Source organism: Neorhizobium sp. P1_A6, assembly GCF_056406795.1.
On sequence record NZ_JBFTZM010000005.1, the window covers coordinates 74,065 to 89,127 of the forward strand.

The following is a 15,063-nucleotide window of genomic DNA, read 5'->3' on the forward strand; positions in this document are numbered from 1 at the left end:
CGAAAGACAAAATGACCGCAACGTCACAATTGAGCCTGGGATATAAAACCCTGCCAATCGTTGAATAAATCTCAAGACTCGGAGCTTTCGGGAAAAGAAAGTAAGTGGAGATGGGGGTGAGAAATATGAAGAAAGCGGGTATGTCTATTTTGTAGAAGCACCATAAGTAGCGGTTCATAGACGGTTATCACCATTCATCATTGCCAAGCGTGCTCCTTGCTATCTTGTTTGATCGATGTTTCTCGAAAAAATGGAAACCCTACCAACGTTGCTCCATTTATTTCCCGCGGCTACTCGGAAAAGGTGATGCGATTGCTACCTAAGCGAGCGCTACCATAACCCTCTGTTGACGCGCAAGGGGGCCATCGCGAAATTGGACATTTTTAAGGCTAGCTGTTTACCTGTGCGAGTGAGCGTTCATGTGTGAGGTAGGATGTGGAATTCGAGCTAATCAGCAAACGGTGAGGTTTTGCGGTCAGGCTTGCCGCCGTCGCGCCTGAAGAGATCAGCCGCTTTGCCACGAAGGTCGGCGATGCAGCCGTTAAGCTTGGCGTTGATCTGATACGTTTCGAACTGCCCCATGGGCGAAATATACCATTCCGGCTCGTTACCGGCGAACTTGACCCGCGTGCTGATGCCTGTTCGGCGCGAGTCCAGCATGTAGGAAAGGGCAGCTTCAACGTTGAAGGATTTGTCCTTGCCGACAACCTTGGGATCGGTTGAGCCAACGAGGGATGTGGTGCTCTCAGCTGCCAGCTCGAAGCCTAACGGTCCGGCGATGGTCATTAGGTCGACGTTCGTCTTTTTACCGACCGTCAGCTCCCAGCTCTCTGAATAGATCTGCAGCCAGGGCTCGATGTAATCGACGCTGGTGAGGACGTACACGAAGTTCAGCCCCCTGTTCGGCCACGTCGTGGTTCCCAGCCTGCAATGAGGCTTGTCGTCAGGTTCGGCATTTTTCGGGGGGAGGTGCTGCCACACGCCCCAGACGTTGCCAACGAAATAGGGCAAGTCCTCGCTGCGAGCACTGCCTGCCCCCGCCAGCAGGCCAATCGAGATCAGGGCGGCACGGATGAAACTACGCATTGTTCGCCGCCACCGTCGCCTTGCGGGCCGAACGCCACGCGAAAAAGGCCCCTACAGCGAGGATGAGGGCGACGACCGCCCAAACCGTCATGTCGCTGAAGCTCCCGCGTGCACCCGCCGCCAAAGCCAGCAGTGAGGCCACCGCGAATACAACCATCGCCACCACCGGCAGGCCAAATGAAAAGGCTCCGCCGACGAAGTAGAGAAGCCCGACCAGCATGCCGACCGCACCGGCATCCGCCGTGGCTTGCTCCCCGAGCATATGGGACGCGGTGCCCACCGTGCAGGACTGCAGCAGCACCAGCAATCCCAAAAACATCGAAATAATCCCGATCGCGATTTTCATTGTCCCTCCAAATTTCACGAACTTTTTTGATTCCCAAATGAATAGGCACCCCGCCCAGCGGGAGGGGCCGCAAGCCAGCGGTCCGCAGCGTCAGCGACCTGCGCCGGTCAAGATCTGGTTCTTTAACTGCGCGTATTCGGCGTCATCGATCGCACCAGACGCACGCAACGCTGCGAGCTTCTCGATGCGGTCGACCACCGACCCGGTTGCGGGTTGAGGTGCTGCCCTGACTGCAGCAAGGGCGGGATGTGCGTGAGGCTGAGGGGGTAGGCCGTACCTGTTCGGCCCCGGCGTAGGCTCGAAGCAGCCGATGGCGATGAAGGCGACGATCCCAATACCGGGGATCAGGCACAACAACACCAGCCAACCGCTGCTGCCGGAATCGTGAAGTCGTCTGACGATGATTGCCAACGAGGGGATATAATGCCCCATCACGACCACTGCAGAGATGAGCGGCTGCGGTTCACCGCCTCCGCTGATGAGGATATCGATGATGAAGGCGCCCACCGCGATTCCGACGAGCGTGAGGTGGTAGAACCAAAACTGCGCTCGCGTCGATCGCCCAGAGAAGTCGATATAGCGGCGCATGGCGTCAATATAGGCGGTCATCGTCCAGTTCCTTAGAATACCTGCATACCCGGATGCGATGAGCTCCCCCGGAAGCATCGGTTCGGTTGCGAGGTGAAACGTGTTGCAACGAATATGGGACTGACAGTCCGTCGATTGTCAAGCACTCAATGTGGCCTTGTGCGCCATCATGGACGCCCGCAAACTCATCGGTTGGAATCTGCGCGAGCTGCGCGTCGAGCGAGGCCTTTCTCAAGAACGGCTTGCGCTTGAGGCGGCGATCGACCGGTCGTACGTCGGCCGAATCGAACGGGGCGAGGAGAACGTCACTATCTTGGTCTTGGAAGCTCTGGCCGCGGCCTTGGATGTCCGGGTCGGCCGTTTTTTTGCTGAGGTTGACCCGGCCCGGCCCCGACCTGCGGCAATGCGAGCAGGACGAAAACCGAGCAACAGCTGACAAAAAAGAAGCCGCGAAACGATCGCGGCTTTTGGGGTCAACGTTCACTTGAAGCAGGAGGCTCAATATTCGTCCTCCCGCATGATTGTCATGACGCGCGTCGTCACCGCCGGGTCGGCTGAATCGGGTGACAGGTACTGAAGGTCGCTATCGAAATAGTCGATCTTCCAAAAGTACCCTTGCCCTGCCACCAGCACGCGACCGAAGTCATGTTCGCCGTGCGGATCGTTGGCCGCATCGAAGGCATCAAACTGGCGCACGGCCTGCAGCAGCTGCGCCCGCTCATCGTCGGGGAGAGCTTGAACAACACGCGTCAACATCACCCTCCCGCCGCTGAACGTTTCTCTTAGCCGATCGTTGAGGTCGCTGATCAGTCGGGTCTTGTCCACGTTCATCGCAGTAAGCTGCCGAAGGTTGTTGTAAGGGCCTGGACCGATATCAATCATCGGCAATATCGTGATCGTCTGCATGATCGCCTCACGCGGCCACATGCTTGGGATGCAGCAGGGCGATATCGGTGATGCCCCGGGTGAAATTCGGAAGATCGGGCCAATCACGCCACTTCAGACGAAACTGGTCGTTGGCGGACTGTTCGATCACCTCGGCCTCGAACCAACCTTCCGACGGGGCGTCTTCTGCCAGAACCAAATCACCGACCATGATCTTCGACCAATCTTCCGGCTGGCGGGGCGGCACTTCGCCCTTGCTGGCCTTGGCATATCCTTCGGCTGCTGCCGCCTGTGCAGCTTCCACCCGAGCGGCAGTCGAGGCTAGGAACTCCTCATCGAAGTACGTCGCGAGCTGGTCGTACACCGTGCGCTTGACGAACGGTACGAATGCCTTGCCACTTTCGAACAGCTTGCCTCGTGGCAGCTTCGCCGCGATGGCGCTCAGCTCCTCGCCAGTAATATCGAGCAACGCCATATCCATGAGGTCGGCGGCGACGGCTGCGGCATCGCCATCCTCTTCACCGAACCAGGATGCGTGAGCCTTGCCTTGATCATCGAGGCCGACGAGGATGTGCAGGGGGATGGGGGCTTCGGCCGCTGCTGCCGTTGGCGTTACGGCGGCTATTGTCGGTGGCCCACCGAGTATCGAAACCGGCGGCAATGTGATCTTCGATGAACGGGTGTGCGAAACTGCATTTGATGATGCGTGCATGAGGGTTCTCCTGAAAAGCAAAGAGCGCCAAATTGGCGCTCAGGGTCGTCAGTCGCAGGCATTCGAAAATTGGCGATTAAACTGCGATGACATGCAACTTATAAGACAAAAACTACAAAATGTCAACCAAGAGTAGTTCTAAGGAAATTCGCAACCAGCGAGCGCTACGGCATATCACGATAGAAAATCCCAGGCAGCTAGTCGCGCTTGCGCTGAAGGTGAGCCTCCAAAACCTTGAAGGCGGCCGTTACCTCGTCACCTTGTTCGTCCAGCCCCTTTAGTTTTTCTTCTGGATATTCAAACTGTTTTAAAATGCGAGCCCGTCTCGTCATTGCGTCAACCGCGGTGCCCATCTTTAACGACGTAAGAGCGAGTTCGACGGGGATTTGGGACTTTTGTTTGTCCCTCCCTGGAGAGGCGCCCGACAGCTCCCGCTGCGCTCTAGTGGCAGCACCTCGGGCTTCATCGAGCGCCTCCTGCAATTGGGGCAGGAGTTGATCCAGCGCCAAGCCGAGTTTGCAAAGTCGGCGAAGCGCATCTGCTCTCGTCGCCACTTTGTTCGCGTATCGCCATTCGTCCACCTCCAGTAGTTCGCGTTCTGACATCATGAATGGGACACGTTTTTCGCGGGGCTCGGTCATGTCTTCTCCTTGGGCTACTGGCACAAGTAGCCTTGACATACATCCCCCCATATGTAAATGAGGTGATGATAGTGCTACTGGCACAACTAGCGCCGGTTGTTTAGATAGAAGGAGGCGTTGGCGATGGCCTCGTCAGAATTTGTTGCTGTAGGCGAAATACAGCGGGATAGCCCCCTCAGGCTTTCAGTAGCTGCCCAACTAGGCTTTCCCGACGGTTCGATGACGGCAAACGGCCTTAGGAGAGAAATCGAGAAAGGTAACCTCGCCCATGAGCGGGTAGCAGGCAAAATTTATACAACCCTCGGCGATATCGTCGATATGAGGATGAAATGCCGCGAAAATCAAAAGGAGCCCGACTCCACTGGCGTAAACCCCGCTCGGGTCGTGCGGGTCAATGGGTCATCCTCGACGGAACAACTGAGCGTAGCACGGGATGCGGCGAAGATGGTCGCGCAAAGGCTGAGATCGCCCTCCAAACGTATTTAGCGGAAAAACATCGCCCGGAATGGGGGCGGGGCAATCCGGGCGAGGTGCCGGTCGCTAATATACTCGCTTTCTACGGTGAACAGCGTGCGCCGGAACTTGCTCATCCCGAACTCGTCGGTTGGCACATCGGGACTCTTCTCGAATTCTTCGGCGATAAGATGTGCTCGTCTATCGACGGCACCTCCTGCCGCGGTTATGTCGCGGCGCGTACCAGCGGTAGGATTGGCAAGCGCGCCGTGAAGGCAGGAACTGCCCGGCGAGAACTCGAAACACTCGCTTCGGCGTTGAACTTCGCCCATAGGGAGAAAAAGCTTCTCTACCCCGTGCCCGTCACCTTCCCGGCCAAGTCACCGGCTCGCGAACGTTGGCTCACGCGTTCTGAAGTGGCAATGCTCTTGGCAGGGTCACTAGGGATCGTTCCAGTCGCGTACGACATCGAGACACGGGAGCCGGTCAAATGGGGTAGGATGTTCAAGCCCGCCTACCATGTAGCCCGGTTCATCCTGCTGGCTCTCTATAGCGGCACCCGACATGAGGCGATCCTTGCGCTGCGCTGGGGCGCGAATTCGTCCGGCGGGTGGATAGATCTTCATAATGGCATTCTCTATAGGCGAGGGCAGGGGCAAACAGAAACGAACAAGCGCCGAACACCGGTTCCGATTCCCGAAAACTTAATTCCACACGTCAGCCGTTGGCGCAGAATCACGACCATCGGGCCGGTCGAATATGCAGGCAGGTTGATCAAGAAAGAGAGGCGCGGTTGGGATCGTGCTCGCGACTTGGCCGGCCTCGGCGAAGAGGTTACACCGCACGTCATGAAGCACACCTGCATCACCTGGATGCTTCAGCGAGGTGTCCCATTCTGGGAGGTCTCTGGCTTCACGGGGACTTCTGAGAAGACCATTCGTGACACGTACGGGCACCACTCGCCCCACCACTTAGAAACCGCCAAACGGCGATTTCATGGGCGAAACTTGGGCAAATAAATTAAAGGAGGACAATGGGTTATGTCGTTAACCTCATAAACGCCTGCGCGGGCAGGGAAACCGGATGGTGGGCGTGACAGGGATTGAACCTGTGACCCCTACGATGTCAACGTAGTGCTCTCCCGCTGAGCTACACGCCCATCCGTGGCGGCGCATAGACCATAGACTGGTCGGGCCGTCAACAGGTTTTTTCTAGGAAATGCGAAGGTTTTTTGAAGGCCTTGCAGATCAGGGCTTTTGCGGCCGGGTTTCCGGTTTCAGGCCGCCAGAAGCTTGTTCACTTCGTCCACAAGATCGCGCAGGTGGAAGGGCTTCGACAGCACCTTGGCATCCTTCGGGGCCTTGGAATCGGAGTTCAGCGCGACGGCGGCAAAACCGGTGATGAACATCACCTTCAGGTCAGGATCGAGTTCCGTCGCCCGGCGGGCGAGTTCGATCCCGTCCATTTCCGGCATGACGATGTCGGTCAGGAGCAGCGAGAAGGGTTCTTCGCGCAGGCGATCGTAAGCGCTCGCGCCGTTGTCGAAGGACGCGACCTTGTAGCCCGCCTTTTCAAGCGCCTTCACCAGGAAACGACGCATGTCGTTATCGTCTTCGGCGAGAAGGATTTTCTGAATCATCTCCAGGACCGTTATCCAATGCAAATTTTTAGAGTTGTCGGTATCTCTTACACTGCCTACGCGCGGTAAACATCCGTTTAATGAGGGTGTAAGAGGATTTGGTAGGGTATAGATAGTATGGACTTCGCCTCGGGCAACTGGCAACATGAGTTCCTGAACAAGTTCGTGACATGGTAAAGGCAGGATGGATTGCAACGTAGGTGATTTTGGACATTTCGAAGTGAGGGAGCCCGCCACGCAGACTATCCCCTTCGTCTTCAATTCGCCTCATAGCGGCAGCTTCTACCCGCCTGAATTTCTCGCCGAAAGCGGCCTTGATTCGCTCGCCATCCGCCGCTCCGCAGACCATTATGTCGACGAGCTTTTCGCCGACGCACCGGAGCTTGGTGCGCCGCTGCTTCTCGCCCATTTCCCGCGCGCCTATCTCGACGTCAACCGGGAGCCCTACGAGCTCGATCCGCGGATGTTCGACGGGCCTTTGCCGCCTTTCGTCAATATCGGCTCTATGCGGGTCGCAGGCGGGCTGGGCACGATTCCGCGGATCGTCGCCGAAAACATGGAGATCTACCGCCGCCGGCTGCCCGTCGACGAGGCGATGTCCCGCATCGAAACGATCTACAAGCCTTACCACGCCTGCCTTCGCAAACTGATTGCCCGCACCCATGCCCGCTTCGGGCTTGCCATCCTGATCGACTGTCATTCGATGCCAGGCAATATCCGGCTCTCCGGTTCGGATGTGCGGCCCGACTTCATCATCGGCGACCGCTACGGCACCAGCGCCTCGGCCGAGCTCTCTCGGGCGGCGATGCAGTTCCTCGACGGCATGGGTTTTTCGGCGGTGCGCAACAAACCTTATGCCGGCGGCTTCATTACCGAACATTACGGACGACCGGTGCGCGGCCTGCACGCGCTGCAGATCGAGATCAACCGCGCGCTCTATGTGGACGAGATGACGCTTGCTCGACGGCCGGAATTCCCGGTGATCGCAGCCGCACTTTCGACCTTCATGCGGCAGATGGCGGACTTCGTCGTCGACTTCGCAGGCGGCGACAGCGCGCTCGCAGCCGAATAACTTCCCTTAAAAGTTTTCCACAGGTTTGGTCTACCGCCTGCCGGGGCGACTGGCTCGCCAGCTCGATTGCGGGCAAAAAAAACCGCGCTTGTGGGCGCGGCTAAGTCTAGGGAGGAAACACCCAAGGAGGGTATTTACAGTCAAAGACTGTGCATTGAAGCTATGAGTGCGCTGCACAAATGTCAAGCATCTTTTTTGACTGATTAAATATGCGCCATTTTTGGGCGGTTTGGTGAGTTTTTCGGCGCCGGTCGATTGTTTTTTGATTTTCTGCCCAGGATCACGCGAATCCGGTTTTCAGTTTCAGGCGAGTATCCTAGAAGAGATCACCTCTTCCTCAGCGGATCTCCCCATGCTCCCCGATCGCGACTTCTTCGATGCGCTTGCTGCCGCCGCCAAGGCCGAGACCCTGCCACGCTTCCGAACCGGCCTTTCGGTGGTCAACAAGTTGCCGGGCGGGTTCGACCCGGTGACCGAAGGCGACCGCGCCGCCGAGACGGCGATCCGGGCGATGATCAGTGAGAAGTTTCCCGAGCACGGCATTCTCGGCGAAGAGCATGGCAATGTCGGCCTCGACCGCGAACATGTCTGGGTGATCGATCCGATCGACGGTACGCGCGCCTTCATTTCCGGCCTGCCGGTTTGGGGCACGCTGATCGGCTTCCAGTCGAACGGCCGCGCCGCCATGGGGATGATGGACCAGCCCTTTATAGGCGAGCGTTATTTCGCCGACGGCACCCGCGCCTGGTATTCCGGCCCGGATGGCGAGCGCCAGATTTCGGTGCGCGACTGCGGCAGCCTTGCCGATGCCACCCTGTTCACCACGTCGCCACATATCTTTGCCGGCGACGATCTGGCGAGATACCGTTCGGTCGAGGAAAAGGTGCAGCTGTTCCGTTACGGCTGCGATTGCTACGCCTATGTGCTGCTCGCCTCCGGCCATGTGGATATCGTGGTCGAGAACAACCTGAAGCCTTATGACGTCGGCGCGCTGATCCCGATCATCGAGCAGGCGGGCGGCATCATCACCACCTGGGACGGCGGGCGCCCGGAAAACGGCGGCAATATTCTTGCAGCAGGCAGCAAGGCTGTGCATGCGGAAGCGATGAAGCTGCTTTCCGGCAAATAGGTTGGCAGACAGACCCGCGGATCAAGCAGCGGTTTCGGAAAGCCCGAAGCTGCCATCCTGGCCGGGCATGAAGGCCTCGATCGCCGCGAGCGCCTGGGCGCGATAGATATCCTTGTCGTGAAACACTTCGTGGCGCCCGCCGTTGATGGTGATGAGCTGGCCGGCGCGGAAATTACGCGACAGTTCCTCCTGCGCCGCATAGGGGACGATGGCGTCGAGAACGGGAGCGAGGATCAGGGTCGGAATGGTGATCCTGGTCAGATGCGATTGAGAAGATACGCGGCGAGCGGCCTTGAACGTCTCGTGCAGCCAGCGGGCCGTCGGCGGGCCGATCGCCAGCTCCGGATGGGCGGCGCCGATCTCCATGTTGCGGGCGAAACGCTTGCGGTCGGAGGTCAGCGGGTTGCCTTCGAAGGCGCGGTTGCTGCGATCGGTGCCCATCGAGACGCGGCCGAAACCGGTCCAGCTCGCAATCCCGGCAAGCGTGCGGATGAAGCCTTCCGGGACACCCTGACCCGAGAGCGCGATATAGGGCGCCGCAACCGCCATCCGGTTGATGCGGTTCGAAAGCCGCGGGGCGGCCGAGAGCGCGATCAGGGCGCCGGTCGAATGGGCAACAAGGAAGAACGGCAGGCGGGCATCCGGCAGTACGATATGTTCGAGGAAGATCTCGAGATCCCGCTCGTAATCGGAAAAGCGGCGGACATGGCCCTTGCGCGGGTTTTTCGTCAGTCGTTGCGATCCGCCCTGGCCGCGCAGATCGAAGGTCGCGACCCAGAGGCCCATGGCGTTGAGGTCACGGATCGTTTCGAAGTATTTTTCGATGGACTCGTTGCGGCCCTGCACGAGCACGATAGTGCCGATCGCCGGTGATATCTCGGAGCGAAACAGACCGTAGCGCAACCTTGTGCCGCGATGGCCGGTGAAATAGCCGGCCGAATAATTGGCCGGCGCCGGGTTGCCCGGGGTCGGGTGGAGAATGTCGCCGATGGAATCTGCTGCTTCGCTCATGCCGGCCAGCGTCAGCCAGCGGCGGCGGGACGTCAAGGAGATTGTTGTTTGGAGGATGTGATGTGGGTTGGGGTGCGTGCAGGGTTGCCCCTCATCCCCCTGCCGGGACCTTCTCCCCGTTCTGACGGGAAGAAGGACGCAAGTGGCCGGTTCGTCGCTCCCTCTTTTCGCAAGAAGTTAGTGTTTCCCAAGGACCTATGAGGGACGAGGAGGGTGCGGCATATCCTCTTCTCCCCGTCAGAACGGGGAGAAGGTGGCGGCAGCCGGATGAGGGGCAACCGCAACCTGAGAGGTTGCCGCAATCACTGATTGGACGGATGACTTGCGCGGTGGCGATCAAATATGTGTAGTCAAGGCCATGGAGCTCTGCGCGCAATGCCGGCCAGATCGGGAGGAGACAAGCCATGTATTACGCAATTCTTGCCTATCACCAGGAGGGGGTGGTCCAATCCTGGACCGAGGAGGAGGATCAGGCGCTGATGACCGAGCTGCTCGAGGTCAATGACCGCCTGGTTGCGCAGAAATCCCTGGGACCTGCCGCCCGGCTCGGGCCGACGGAGGGCGCGGTGACGCTGCGCGGCAAGAGCGAAGGCATGGTCATCGACGGACCGTTTGCCGAGACCAAGGAGCAATTGCTCGGCCTCTACGTAGTGGATTTTCCGACGATCGAGGGGGCCATTGCTGCCGCCCGAGATCTGCGCCGGGCCAATCCGACGGCGGTCTACGAAATCAGGCCGATCCTGCTTTATCTGCCGGGCGCATCGCTGGAGTCTCGGGCCGAGGACTGAAGGCGTTTTCAGCAGGAAAAAAGAAGCCGGAATCGCGGGGCTAGGGATACCCCAAGCGATTCCGGCAATTGATGACCGAAGCGAAGGGACGAATGGAGCTTCGGTCGAGAGAGACAGTCTGCCTTCCACTGTCTTTTCTATCAAAACGATCCTGAACCGGCCCGAAACGGGCCGTTCATGTCAGGTTCACGCGCAAAACTGCGCCCCGAACCGGGCTCTTGAAGCCGCGGAAACCAATCCCCATCTGAACTCTGCGGGCGCCAAACGGGTCCGCTGAACGGGACCGCATCGCCTATCAAGGGATGCGCAAACCCAGATAAAAACCGCAACGTCGCTTCCCAAGGAGGACTCCATGCGTCACGTCGATTTCTCGCCCCTTTATCGTTCCACCGTCGGTTTCGACCGTCTTTTCAACCTGCTCGACAATCGCGGGCCGGCAGATCAGACGCCGAGCTATCCGCCCTACAATATCGAGCGGACCGGCGATAACACCTATCGCATCACCATGGCCGTTGCCGGTTTCGATGAAAAGGAACTGAGCCTCGAAGCCCATGCGAACGTGCTGACCGTGAAGGGTGAAAAGAGCGAAGACGAAACTGCTGCCGAACAGAGCGAATACCTCTATCGCGGCATCGCCAAGCGCGCCTTCGAGCGCCGCTTCCAGCTCGCCGATCATGTCGAAGTGCAGTCCGCTTCGCTGAAGAACGGCCTGCTCCATATCGATCTCCTCCGGAACATTCCGGAAGCCATGAAGCCCCGTCGGATCGCGATTGCCGCAGACGCAGTCGCTCCGAAGACGATCGAGGCTCAGGTCACCCCGCAGCAGGTCAACTAACCCGCTGCCGGGCACCCGGTCGATATAGTCGAGCAAGCCCAATGCGGCCCTTCCTCTTGGGGGAAGGGCCGTTTTTCGCTTTTTGGGGGATTAACTTGCTGCGGTCTTTCGCGGACGGCCACCCTTGCGACCATTTTCCCGGGCCGTTGCCGCTTTCGCCGCTGAGCGGACCTTACCTCCGGCTGCACCCAATTGAGCGGCCATCCAGCGTTTCGATCCAAAAATGCCCTGGAGGAGGCCGGGGACATAGACGTCGACGTCAAGTTTCGGCCAATGAAGGCCAAGGCCCGTGGGGCTGATCTCAATCCCGGAGAGTTCATCCGGGGAGGCTTCGGAAAGGCCTTCGATCTTTCCCGTCGGAATAGCCACCTGGACATCAGTGTTCAGTCCGATCACGACGCGGGACGAGCGTCGATCATAACGGGCCGACACGGCATAACCCGCCTCCCGCAGAGCCTGCATACGTTCTTCGGCTGCTCTCAGTTCCTGTTCAGAAATCGCCATGATGGGCACTCCATGCCGCACAAAGAGCGGCTATTTCTTCTGCGAGGGCTTCCTCGATGCGGCGGAGTTCCGTGAGCTTGAAACCGTAGCTTTCCCGCAACTCCAGTGGTCCGCCGGGACAATTCAGGATGAAGACCGCTTCTCCACCGCCCTTTACGTGAACATGCGCGGGACGGTGATCGTTGGGATAGATCACGACGCGCAGGCCAGCAAAGCGTAAAACGGTCGGCATGGCTCAATATAGTAAAACCCAAGCGCTTTGGAAAGCGCCTGGGTTTTACTATCTCTCATCGTAAAAGGTGAATAACACGGCCCCTCAAGCCGCAGCCGGTGCCGCGACAGCCTTCTTCTTCGCCTTCAGGCGGTTCGCATATTTCTGGGCGATGACGGCGCAGGCCATCAGCTGGATCTGGTGGAAGAGCATCAGCGGCAGGACGATGGCGCCGATCGACGAGGACTGGCCGGAGAAGATGGCATTGGCCATCGGCACGCCGCTTGCGAGCGACTTTTTCGAACCGCAGAAGGTGATGGTGATCTCGTCTTCCTTGTTGAAGCCGAGCGCGCGGCTGCCGAACATGGTGATGCAGATGACGACTGCCAGCAGCGCCATGTCGACGAGGATGACGACGCCGATATCGAGCGCGGAGAAGGTGTGCCACAGGCCTTCCATGACCGCTTCCGAGAAGGCGAGGTAGACGACCATCAGGATCGAGCCGCGGTCGACGGGGGCGAGCATCTTCTTCTTCGAGCGGATCCAGCTGCCGATCCAGGGCTGCAGGATCTGGCCGACGACGAAGGGGGCGAGAAGCTGCAGCAGGATGCTTTCGAGCGCATCCCAGGAGAAACCGGCGTCACCGGTGGTCGACAGCAGGATGCCGGCGAGAAGCGGCGTCAGGAACATGCCGAAGATGTTGGAGCCGGAGGCGGCGCAGATCGCCGCCGGCACGTTGCCGCCGGCCATGGAGGTAAACGCGATCGAGGACTGCACGGTCGACGGGAGCACGCAAAGGAAGAGGATGCCGGCATAAAGCGGTGCCGCCAGGATATCTTCCGGAATAAATCCGATCATCAGCCCGAGAATCGGGAAGATCGCGAATGTCGTCAGCAGGATCGTCAGGTGCAGGCGCCAGTGCAGGACGCCGGCCACCACTACGTCGCGCGACAGGCGCGCACCATGCAGGAAGAACAACAGGCCAATGGCGATGTCGGTCGCGACGTTGAACCAATCCGCATAGATGCCATGGATCGGCAGGACCGAAGCGAGGATGACGGTGCAGACGAGAACGACCGTGAAGTGGTCCGGCAGAAAACGGCTCATGGGCGAGATTCCTCGGATTTGAGGATTTACCCTTCACTTATCATGAAGCAGAATTCAAACACTAACAGTTATCACGGTAACGGATAGCCATGCTGAACCTTCATCACCTGAACAGTTTCGTCATGCTGCAGCAGACCGGCAGTTTCACGGAAGCGGCGGCCCGGCTGGGCGTCGGCCAGTCGACCGTCACCCAGCATATCCAACGGCTGGAAAAATCGCTCGGCCGTCAGTTGGTGTTTCGCGATACCCATCAGGTGAGGCTGACGGCGGAGGGCGAGGCACTCGTCGGCTATGCGCGCGGCATGCTGGATCTGAACGGCAAGGTCGCCTCGCTGTTCGGCGAAAGCCGGTTGCGTGGGCGGTTGCGGCTCGGAGTTTCGGAAGACGTGGTGGCGAGCCGGCTGACCTCGATCCTCGAGGATTTCATCCGGCTTTATCCGCTGGTCGATCTGGAACTGACCGTGGCGCTCTCGGCCGTGCTTTACCAGATGCAGGACATTGGCGATCTCGACCTGGTGCTCGCCAAGCGGCATATCGGCGAGACGCATGGGCGGCTGCTTTATCGCGAACCGCTGGTCTGGCTGGCACGCGATCCGGACCATGTCCTGTCGCGTGGCGATGCGTTGCCGCTGATCGCCTTTCCGCCGCCGAGCATTACGAGGCGTGTCGCCCAGGAAGCGCTCGACCGGGAAAAGATGGCCTGGCGGATCGTCTGCACCTGCGGCAGCTTGAGTGGACTGACGGCGGCGGCGCGGGCCGGCATGGGCGTGCTTGTCCAGCCGCGCAGCATGGCGCCGGCGGGGCTCAAGGAAATCGCCGCGGACCGGCTGCCGGTGCTGGAAGACGTGGAGTTCGTGCTGGTCCCACGGCGCGGCGCCGATGCCGCGCTCATGGAAGCGCTGTCGAGCCTGATCGTGGCGCAGATCGCGCCGCAGCGTCAGGTGTAGCTTGAGGCTTCAACCCGCCTTGCAGATCGCCAAAAACTGGTCGATGTCCTCTTCGGTGGTGGCGAACGAGGTGACGAGGCGGATCAGGGTTTCGTCGTCCCTGACCGGCTCCGGCATGTTGGTCGGCACCGGCCAGCCGTAGAATTTTGCACCCCTTGCTTCGGCGGCTTCTGCCGACGCCTTGTTGAGGACGGCGAAAACCTCGTTGGAGGTCGTGTCCCAGGCAAGCCGCGTGCTGTTCAGCGAGCCGATGCCGGCGCGCAGGCGGTCGGCCATGCTGTTGGCGTGGCTTGCCATGTTGAGCCAGAGCCCATCCTGCAGGTAGGCGTCGAACTGGGCCGAGATGAAGCGGGTCTTGGAAAAGAGCTGGGCGGCGCGCTTGCGGATGAAGGCGAAGTCCCTGGCGAGTTCCGGATTGAAGAACACGATCGCTTCGGCACACCAGCAGCCGTTCTTGGTGCCGCCGAAGGAGAGGATGTCGATGCCGCGCTTCCAGGTCATTTCGGCGGGGGAGACGTCGAGCGAGACCAGTGCGTTGGCGAAACGGGCGCCGTCCATATGCACGGGCAGGCCGTTCGCCTTGGCAATCGCGGTGATCGCGTCGATCTCGTCGAGCGTGTAGATGGTGCCGGTCTCGGTCGCCTGGGTGAGGGTGACGGCAGCGGCGCGGCCGTGATGCAGCGAATCCTGCGGAAAGCCGGCGATGCGGGCGCTGAGCTTCTCCGGATCCATCTTGCCGTCTTCGCCTTCGACGGGGACCATGCGCATGCCCGAAAAGAAGTCGGGCGCGCCGCACTCATCCTCGATTACATGCGCTTCCGTGTGAGAGAAGGTGACGCCGCCGACCCGCGCGATGCTGGCGAGCGACAGCGAATTGGCAGCCGTACCAGTAGAGACGAAATAGACCGAGACGTCCCGCTCGAAAATCTCGTTGAAACGGGCTTCGACCGCCTTGTCGAGATCGCTGTTGCCATAGGCGGCGGCAAACCGGGTCGACTCCTTGGAGAGGCGTTCATTGATCGAAGGATGGGCGCCGGCCCAATTGTCGGAAGCGAAAAACATTCTGAAAAATACCCTGGAAGTTTTGTCTCGGAAGCTTGGGGAGATTA

The 15,063-nt window shown here is 59.5% G+C and carries 19 protein-coding genes and 1 tRNA gene; 7 read left to right on the forward strand and 13 right to left on the reverse strand.

Annotation, left to right across the window (positions count from 1 at the left end; all coding sequences use genetic code 11):
- Positions 1–447 precede the first annotated feature (447 nt).
- The 3 genes from AC1D3C_RS12045 to AC1D3C_RS12055 form a co-directional block, all read right to left on the reverse strand.
- Positions 448–1,086, reverse strand: a complete 639-nt coding sequence (locus AC1D3C_RS12045; protein ID WP_477483053.1) for a hypothetical protein — start codon at positions 1,084–1,086, stop codon at positions 448–450.
- Positions 1,079–1,432 (reverse strand): hypothetical protein, encoded by a 354-nt coding sequence (locus tag AC1D3C_RS12050; protein WP_477483054.1) that lies wholly within the window; start codon positions 1,430–1,432, stop codon positions 1,079–1,081. Before AC1D3C_RS12050 ends, AC1D3C_RS12045 begins: the two co-directional genes overlap by 8 nt.
- Positions 1,433–1,522: 90 nt before the next feature.
- Complete coding sequence (locus tag AC1D3C_RS12055; RefSeq protein WP_477483055.1) at positions 1,523–2,041, reverse strand: DUF805 domain-containing protein; 519 nt, start codon at positions 2,039–2,041, stop codon at positions 1,523–1,525.
- Between the two features lie 148 nt (positions 2,042–2,189).
- Here AC1D3C_RS12055 and AC1D3C_RS12060 point away from each other — a divergent pair, with 148 nt between their 5' ends.
- A complete protein-coding gene (locus AC1D3C_RS12060) occupies positions 2,190–2,456 on the forward strand; it encodes a helix-turn-helix domain-containing protein (RefSeq protein WP_477483056.1) in 267 nt (88 codons plus the stop codon).
- A 62-nt stretch (positions 2,457–2,518) separates the two neighbouring features.
- On the opposite strand, the gene AC1D3C_RS12065 is transcribed toward AC1D3C_RS12060, so the two are convergent.
- The 3 genes from AC1D3C_RS12065 to AC1D3C_RS12075 all read right to left on the reverse strand — a co-directional run bounded on the left by AC1D3C_RS12065 (position 2,519) and on the right by AC1D3C_RS12075 (position 4,258).
- A complete protein-coding gene (locus AC1D3C_RS12065; RefSeq protein ID WP_477483057.1) occupies positions 2,519–2,926 on the reverse strand; it encodes a DUF3768 domain-containing protein in 408 nt (135 codons plus the stop codon).
- Positions 2,927–2,933: 7 nt separating this feature from the next.
- Positions 2,934–3,617, reverse strand: a complete 684-nt coding sequence (locus AC1D3C_RS12070; RefSeq protein WP_477483058.1) for a hypothetical protein — start codon at positions 3,615–3,617, stop codon at positions 2,934–2,936.
- Positions 3,618–3,814: 197 nt separating this feature from the next.
- Positions 3,815–4,258 carry a hypothetical protein gene (locus tag AC1D3C_RS12075; protein WP_477483059.1) on the reverse strand — a complete coding sequence of 148 codons (444 nt, stop codon included), beginning with the start codon at positions 4,256–4,258 and terminating at the stop codon, positions 3,815–3,817.
- A 329-nt stretch (positions 4,259–4,587) separates the two neighbouring features.
- On the opposite strand from AC1D3C_RS12075, the gene AC1D3C_RS12080 reads away from it, so the two are divergent.
- Complete coding sequence (locus AC1D3C_RS12080; RefSeq protein WP_477483060.1) at positions 4,588–5,730, forward strand: tyrosine-type recombinase/integrase; 1,143 nt, start codon at positions 4,588–4,590, stop codon at positions 5,728–5,730.
- A gap of 65 nt (positions 5,731–5,795) precedes the next feature.
- Here AC1D3C_RS12080 and AC1D3C_RS12085 read toward each other — a convergent pair.
- A tRNA-Val gene (locus AC1D3C_RS12085) sits at positions 5,796–5,870 on the reverse strand.
- Between the two features lie 117 nt (positions 5,871–5,987).
- On the reverse strand, positions 5,988–6,350 hold the full coding sequence (cpdR1, locus tag AC1D3C_RS12090) for a response regulator CpdR1 (protein ID WP_037077221.1): 363 nt from the start codon (positions 6,348–6,350) through the stop codon (positions 5,988–5,990).
- Between the two features lie 184 nt (positions 6,351–6,534).
- Here cpdR1 and AC1D3C_RS12095 point away from each other — a divergent pair, with 184 nt between their 5' ends.
- On the forward strand, positions 6,535–7,422 hold the full coding sequence (locus AC1D3C_RS12095; RefSeq protein WP_247038363.1) for an N-formylglutamate amidohydrolase: 888 nt from the start codon (positions 6,535–6,537) through the stop codon (positions 7,420–7,422).
- Between the two features lie 352 nt (positions 7,423–7,774).
- The gene (hisN, locus tag AC1D3C_RS12100; RefSeq protein WP_477483061.1) at positions 7,775–8,551 is read left to right on the forward strand and encodes a histidinol-phosphatase; all 777 of its coding nucleotides are present in this window, start codon (positions 7,775–7,777) and stop codon (positions 8,549–8,551) included.
- A gap of 21 nt (positions 8,552–8,572) precedes the next feature.
- Here hisN and AC1D3C_RS12105 read toward each other — a convergent pair whose 3' ends face one another.
- On the reverse strand, positions 8,573–9,541 hold the full coding sequence (locus tag AC1D3C_RS12105; protein WP_247038378.1) for an alpha/beta fold hydrolase: 969 nt from the start codon (positions 9,539–9,541) through the stop codon (positions 8,573–8,575).
- A 425-nt stretch (positions 9,542–9,966) separates the two neighbouring features.
- Here AC1D3C_RS12105 and AC1D3C_RS12110 point away from each other — a divergent pair, with 425 nt between their 5' ends.
- Together AC1D3C_RS12110 and AC1D3C_RS12115 are read left to right on the forward strand one after the other, a co-directional pair.
- Positions 9,967–10,350: a YciI family protein gene (locus AC1D3C_RS12110; RefSeq protein ID WP_477483062.1), complete on the forward strand. Its 384-nt coding sequence runs from the start codon at positions 9,967–9,969 to the stop codon at positions 10,348–10,350.
- A 352-nt stretch (positions 10,351–10,702) separates the two neighbouring features.
- On the forward strand, positions 10,703–11,185 hold the full coding sequence (locus AC1D3C_RS12115; protein ID WP_038545126.1) for an Hsp20 family protein: 483 nt from the start codon (positions 10,703–10,705) through the stop codon (positions 11,183–11,185).
- 90 nt (positions 11,186–11,275) lie between these two features.
- On the opposite strand, the gene AC1D3C_RS12120 is transcribed toward AC1D3C_RS12115, so the two are convergent.
- The 3 genes from AC1D3C_RS12120 to AC1D3C_RS12130 form a co-directional block, all read right to left on the reverse strand.
- On the reverse strand, positions 11,276–11,689 hold the full coding sequence (locus AC1D3C_RS12120) for a DUF2442 domain-containing protein (protein WP_477483063.1): 414 nt from the start codon (positions 11,687–11,689) through the stop codon (positions 11,276–11,278).
- Positions 11,676–11,921: a DUF4160 domain-containing protein gene (locus tag AC1D3C_RS12125; protein WP_247038370.1), complete on the reverse strand. Its 246-nt coding sequence runs from the start codon at positions 11,919–11,921 to the stop codon at positions 11,676–11,678. The genes AC1D3C_RS12120 and AC1D3C_RS12125 overlap by 14 nt, the downstream gene beginning before the upstream one ends.
- An 84-nt stretch (positions 11,922–12,005) precedes the next feature.
- Positions 12,006–13,007, reverse strand: a complete 1,002-nt coding sequence (locus tag AC1D3C_RS12130) for a bile acid:sodium symporter family protein (protein ID WP_477483064.1) — start codon at positions 13,005–13,007, stop codon at positions 12,006–12,008.
- Positions 13,008–13,096: 89 nt separating this feature from the next.
- Here AC1D3C_RS12130 and AC1D3C_RS12135 point away from each other — a divergent pair, with 89 nt between their 5' ends.
- Positions 13,097–13,954, forward strand: a complete 858-nt coding sequence (locus AC1D3C_RS12135; RefSeq protein ID WP_477483065.1) for a LysR family transcriptional regulator — start codon at positions 13,097–13,099, stop codon at positions 13,952–13,954.
- 9 nt (positions 13,955–13,963) lie between these two features.
- Here the strand turns inward: AC1D3C_RS12135 and AC1D3C_RS12140 are convergent, their stop codons facing one another.
- Complete coding sequence (locus tag AC1D3C_RS12140) at positions 13,964–15,016, reverse strand: threonine aldolase family protein (protein ID WP_477483066.1); 1,053 nt, start codon at positions 15,014–15,016, stop codon at positions 13,964–13,966.
- Between the last annotated feature and the right edge of the window lie 47 nt (positions 15,017–15,063).

Bases quoted from the DNA above. Each gene is read 5' to 3' on its own strand.
- AC1D3C_RS12055 (WP_477483055.1), bottom strand. From the start codon at position 2,041: ATGACCGCCTATATTGACGCCATGCGCCGCTATATCGACTTCTCTGGG.
- AC1D3C_RS12045 (WP_477483053.1), bottom strand. From the start codon at position 1,086: ATGCGTAGTTTCATCCGTGCCGCCCTGATCTCGATTGGCCTGCTGGCG.
- AC1D3C_RS12065 (WP_477483057.1), bottom strand. From the start codon at position 2,926: ATGCAGACGATCACGATATTGCCGATGATTGATATCGGTCCAGGCCCT.
- AC1D3C_RS12130 (WP_477483064.1), bottom strand. From the start codon at position 13,007: ATGAGCCGTTTTCTGCCGGACCACTTCACGGTCGTTCTCGTCTGCACC.
- AC1D3C_RS12075 (WP_477483059.1), bottom strand. From the start codon at position 4,258: ATGACCGAGCCCCGCGAAAAACGTGTCCCATTCATGATGTCAGAACGC.
- hisN (WP_477483061.1), top strand. From the start codon at position 7,775: ATGCTCCCCGATCGCGACTTCTTCGATGCGCTTGCTGCCGCCGCCAAG.
- AC1D3C_RS12140 (WP_477483066.1), bottom strand. From the start codon at position 15,016: ATGTTTTTCGCTTCCGACAATTGGGCCGGCGCCCATCCTTCGATCAAT.
- AC1D3C_RS12050 (WP_477483054.1), bottom strand. From the start codon at position 1,432: ATGAAAATCGCGATCGGGATTATTTCGATGTTTTTGGGATTGCTGGTG.
- AC1D3C_RS12115 (WP_038545126.1), top strand. From the start codon at position 10,703: ATGCGTCACGTCGATTTCTCGCCCCTTTATCGTTCCACCGTCGGTTTC.
- AC1D3C_RS12135 (WP_477483065.1), top strand. From the start codon at position 13,097: ATGCTGAACCTTCATCACCTGAACAGTTTCGTCATGCTGCAGCAGACC.
- AC1D3C_RS12125 (WP_247038370.1), bottom strand. From the start codon at position 11,921: ATGCCGACCGTTTTACGCTTTGCTGGCCTGCGCGTCGTGATCTATCCC.
- AC1D3C_RS12095 (WP_247038363.1), top strand. From the start codon at position 6,535: ATGGATTGCAACGTAGGTGATTTTGGACATTTCGAAGTGAGGGAGCCC.
- AC1D3C_RS12080 (WP_477483060.1), top strand. From the start codon at position 4,588: ATGCCGCGAAAATCAAAAGGAGCCCGACTCCACTGGCGTAAACCCCGC.
- AC1D3C_RS12120 (WP_477483063.1), bottom strand. From the start codon at position 11,689: ATGGCGATTTCTGAACAGGAACTGAGAGCAGCCGAAGAACGTATGCAG.
- AC1D3C_RS12070 (WP_477483058.1), bottom strand. From the start codon at position 3,617: ATGCACGCATCATCAAATGCAGTTTCGCACACCCGTTCATCGAAGATC.
- AC1D3C_RS12060 (WP_477483056.1), top strand. From the start codon at position 2,190: ATGGACGCCCGCAAACTCATCGGTTGGAATCTGCGCGAGCTGCGCGTC.
- AC1D3C_RS12110 (WP_477483062.1), top strand. From the start codon at position 9,967: ATGTATTACGCAATTCTTGCCTATCACCAGGAGGGGGTGGTCCAATCC.
- cpdR1 (WP_037077221.1), bottom strand. From the start codon at position 6,350: ATGATTCAGAAAATCCTTCTCGCCGAAGACGATAACGACATGCGTCGT.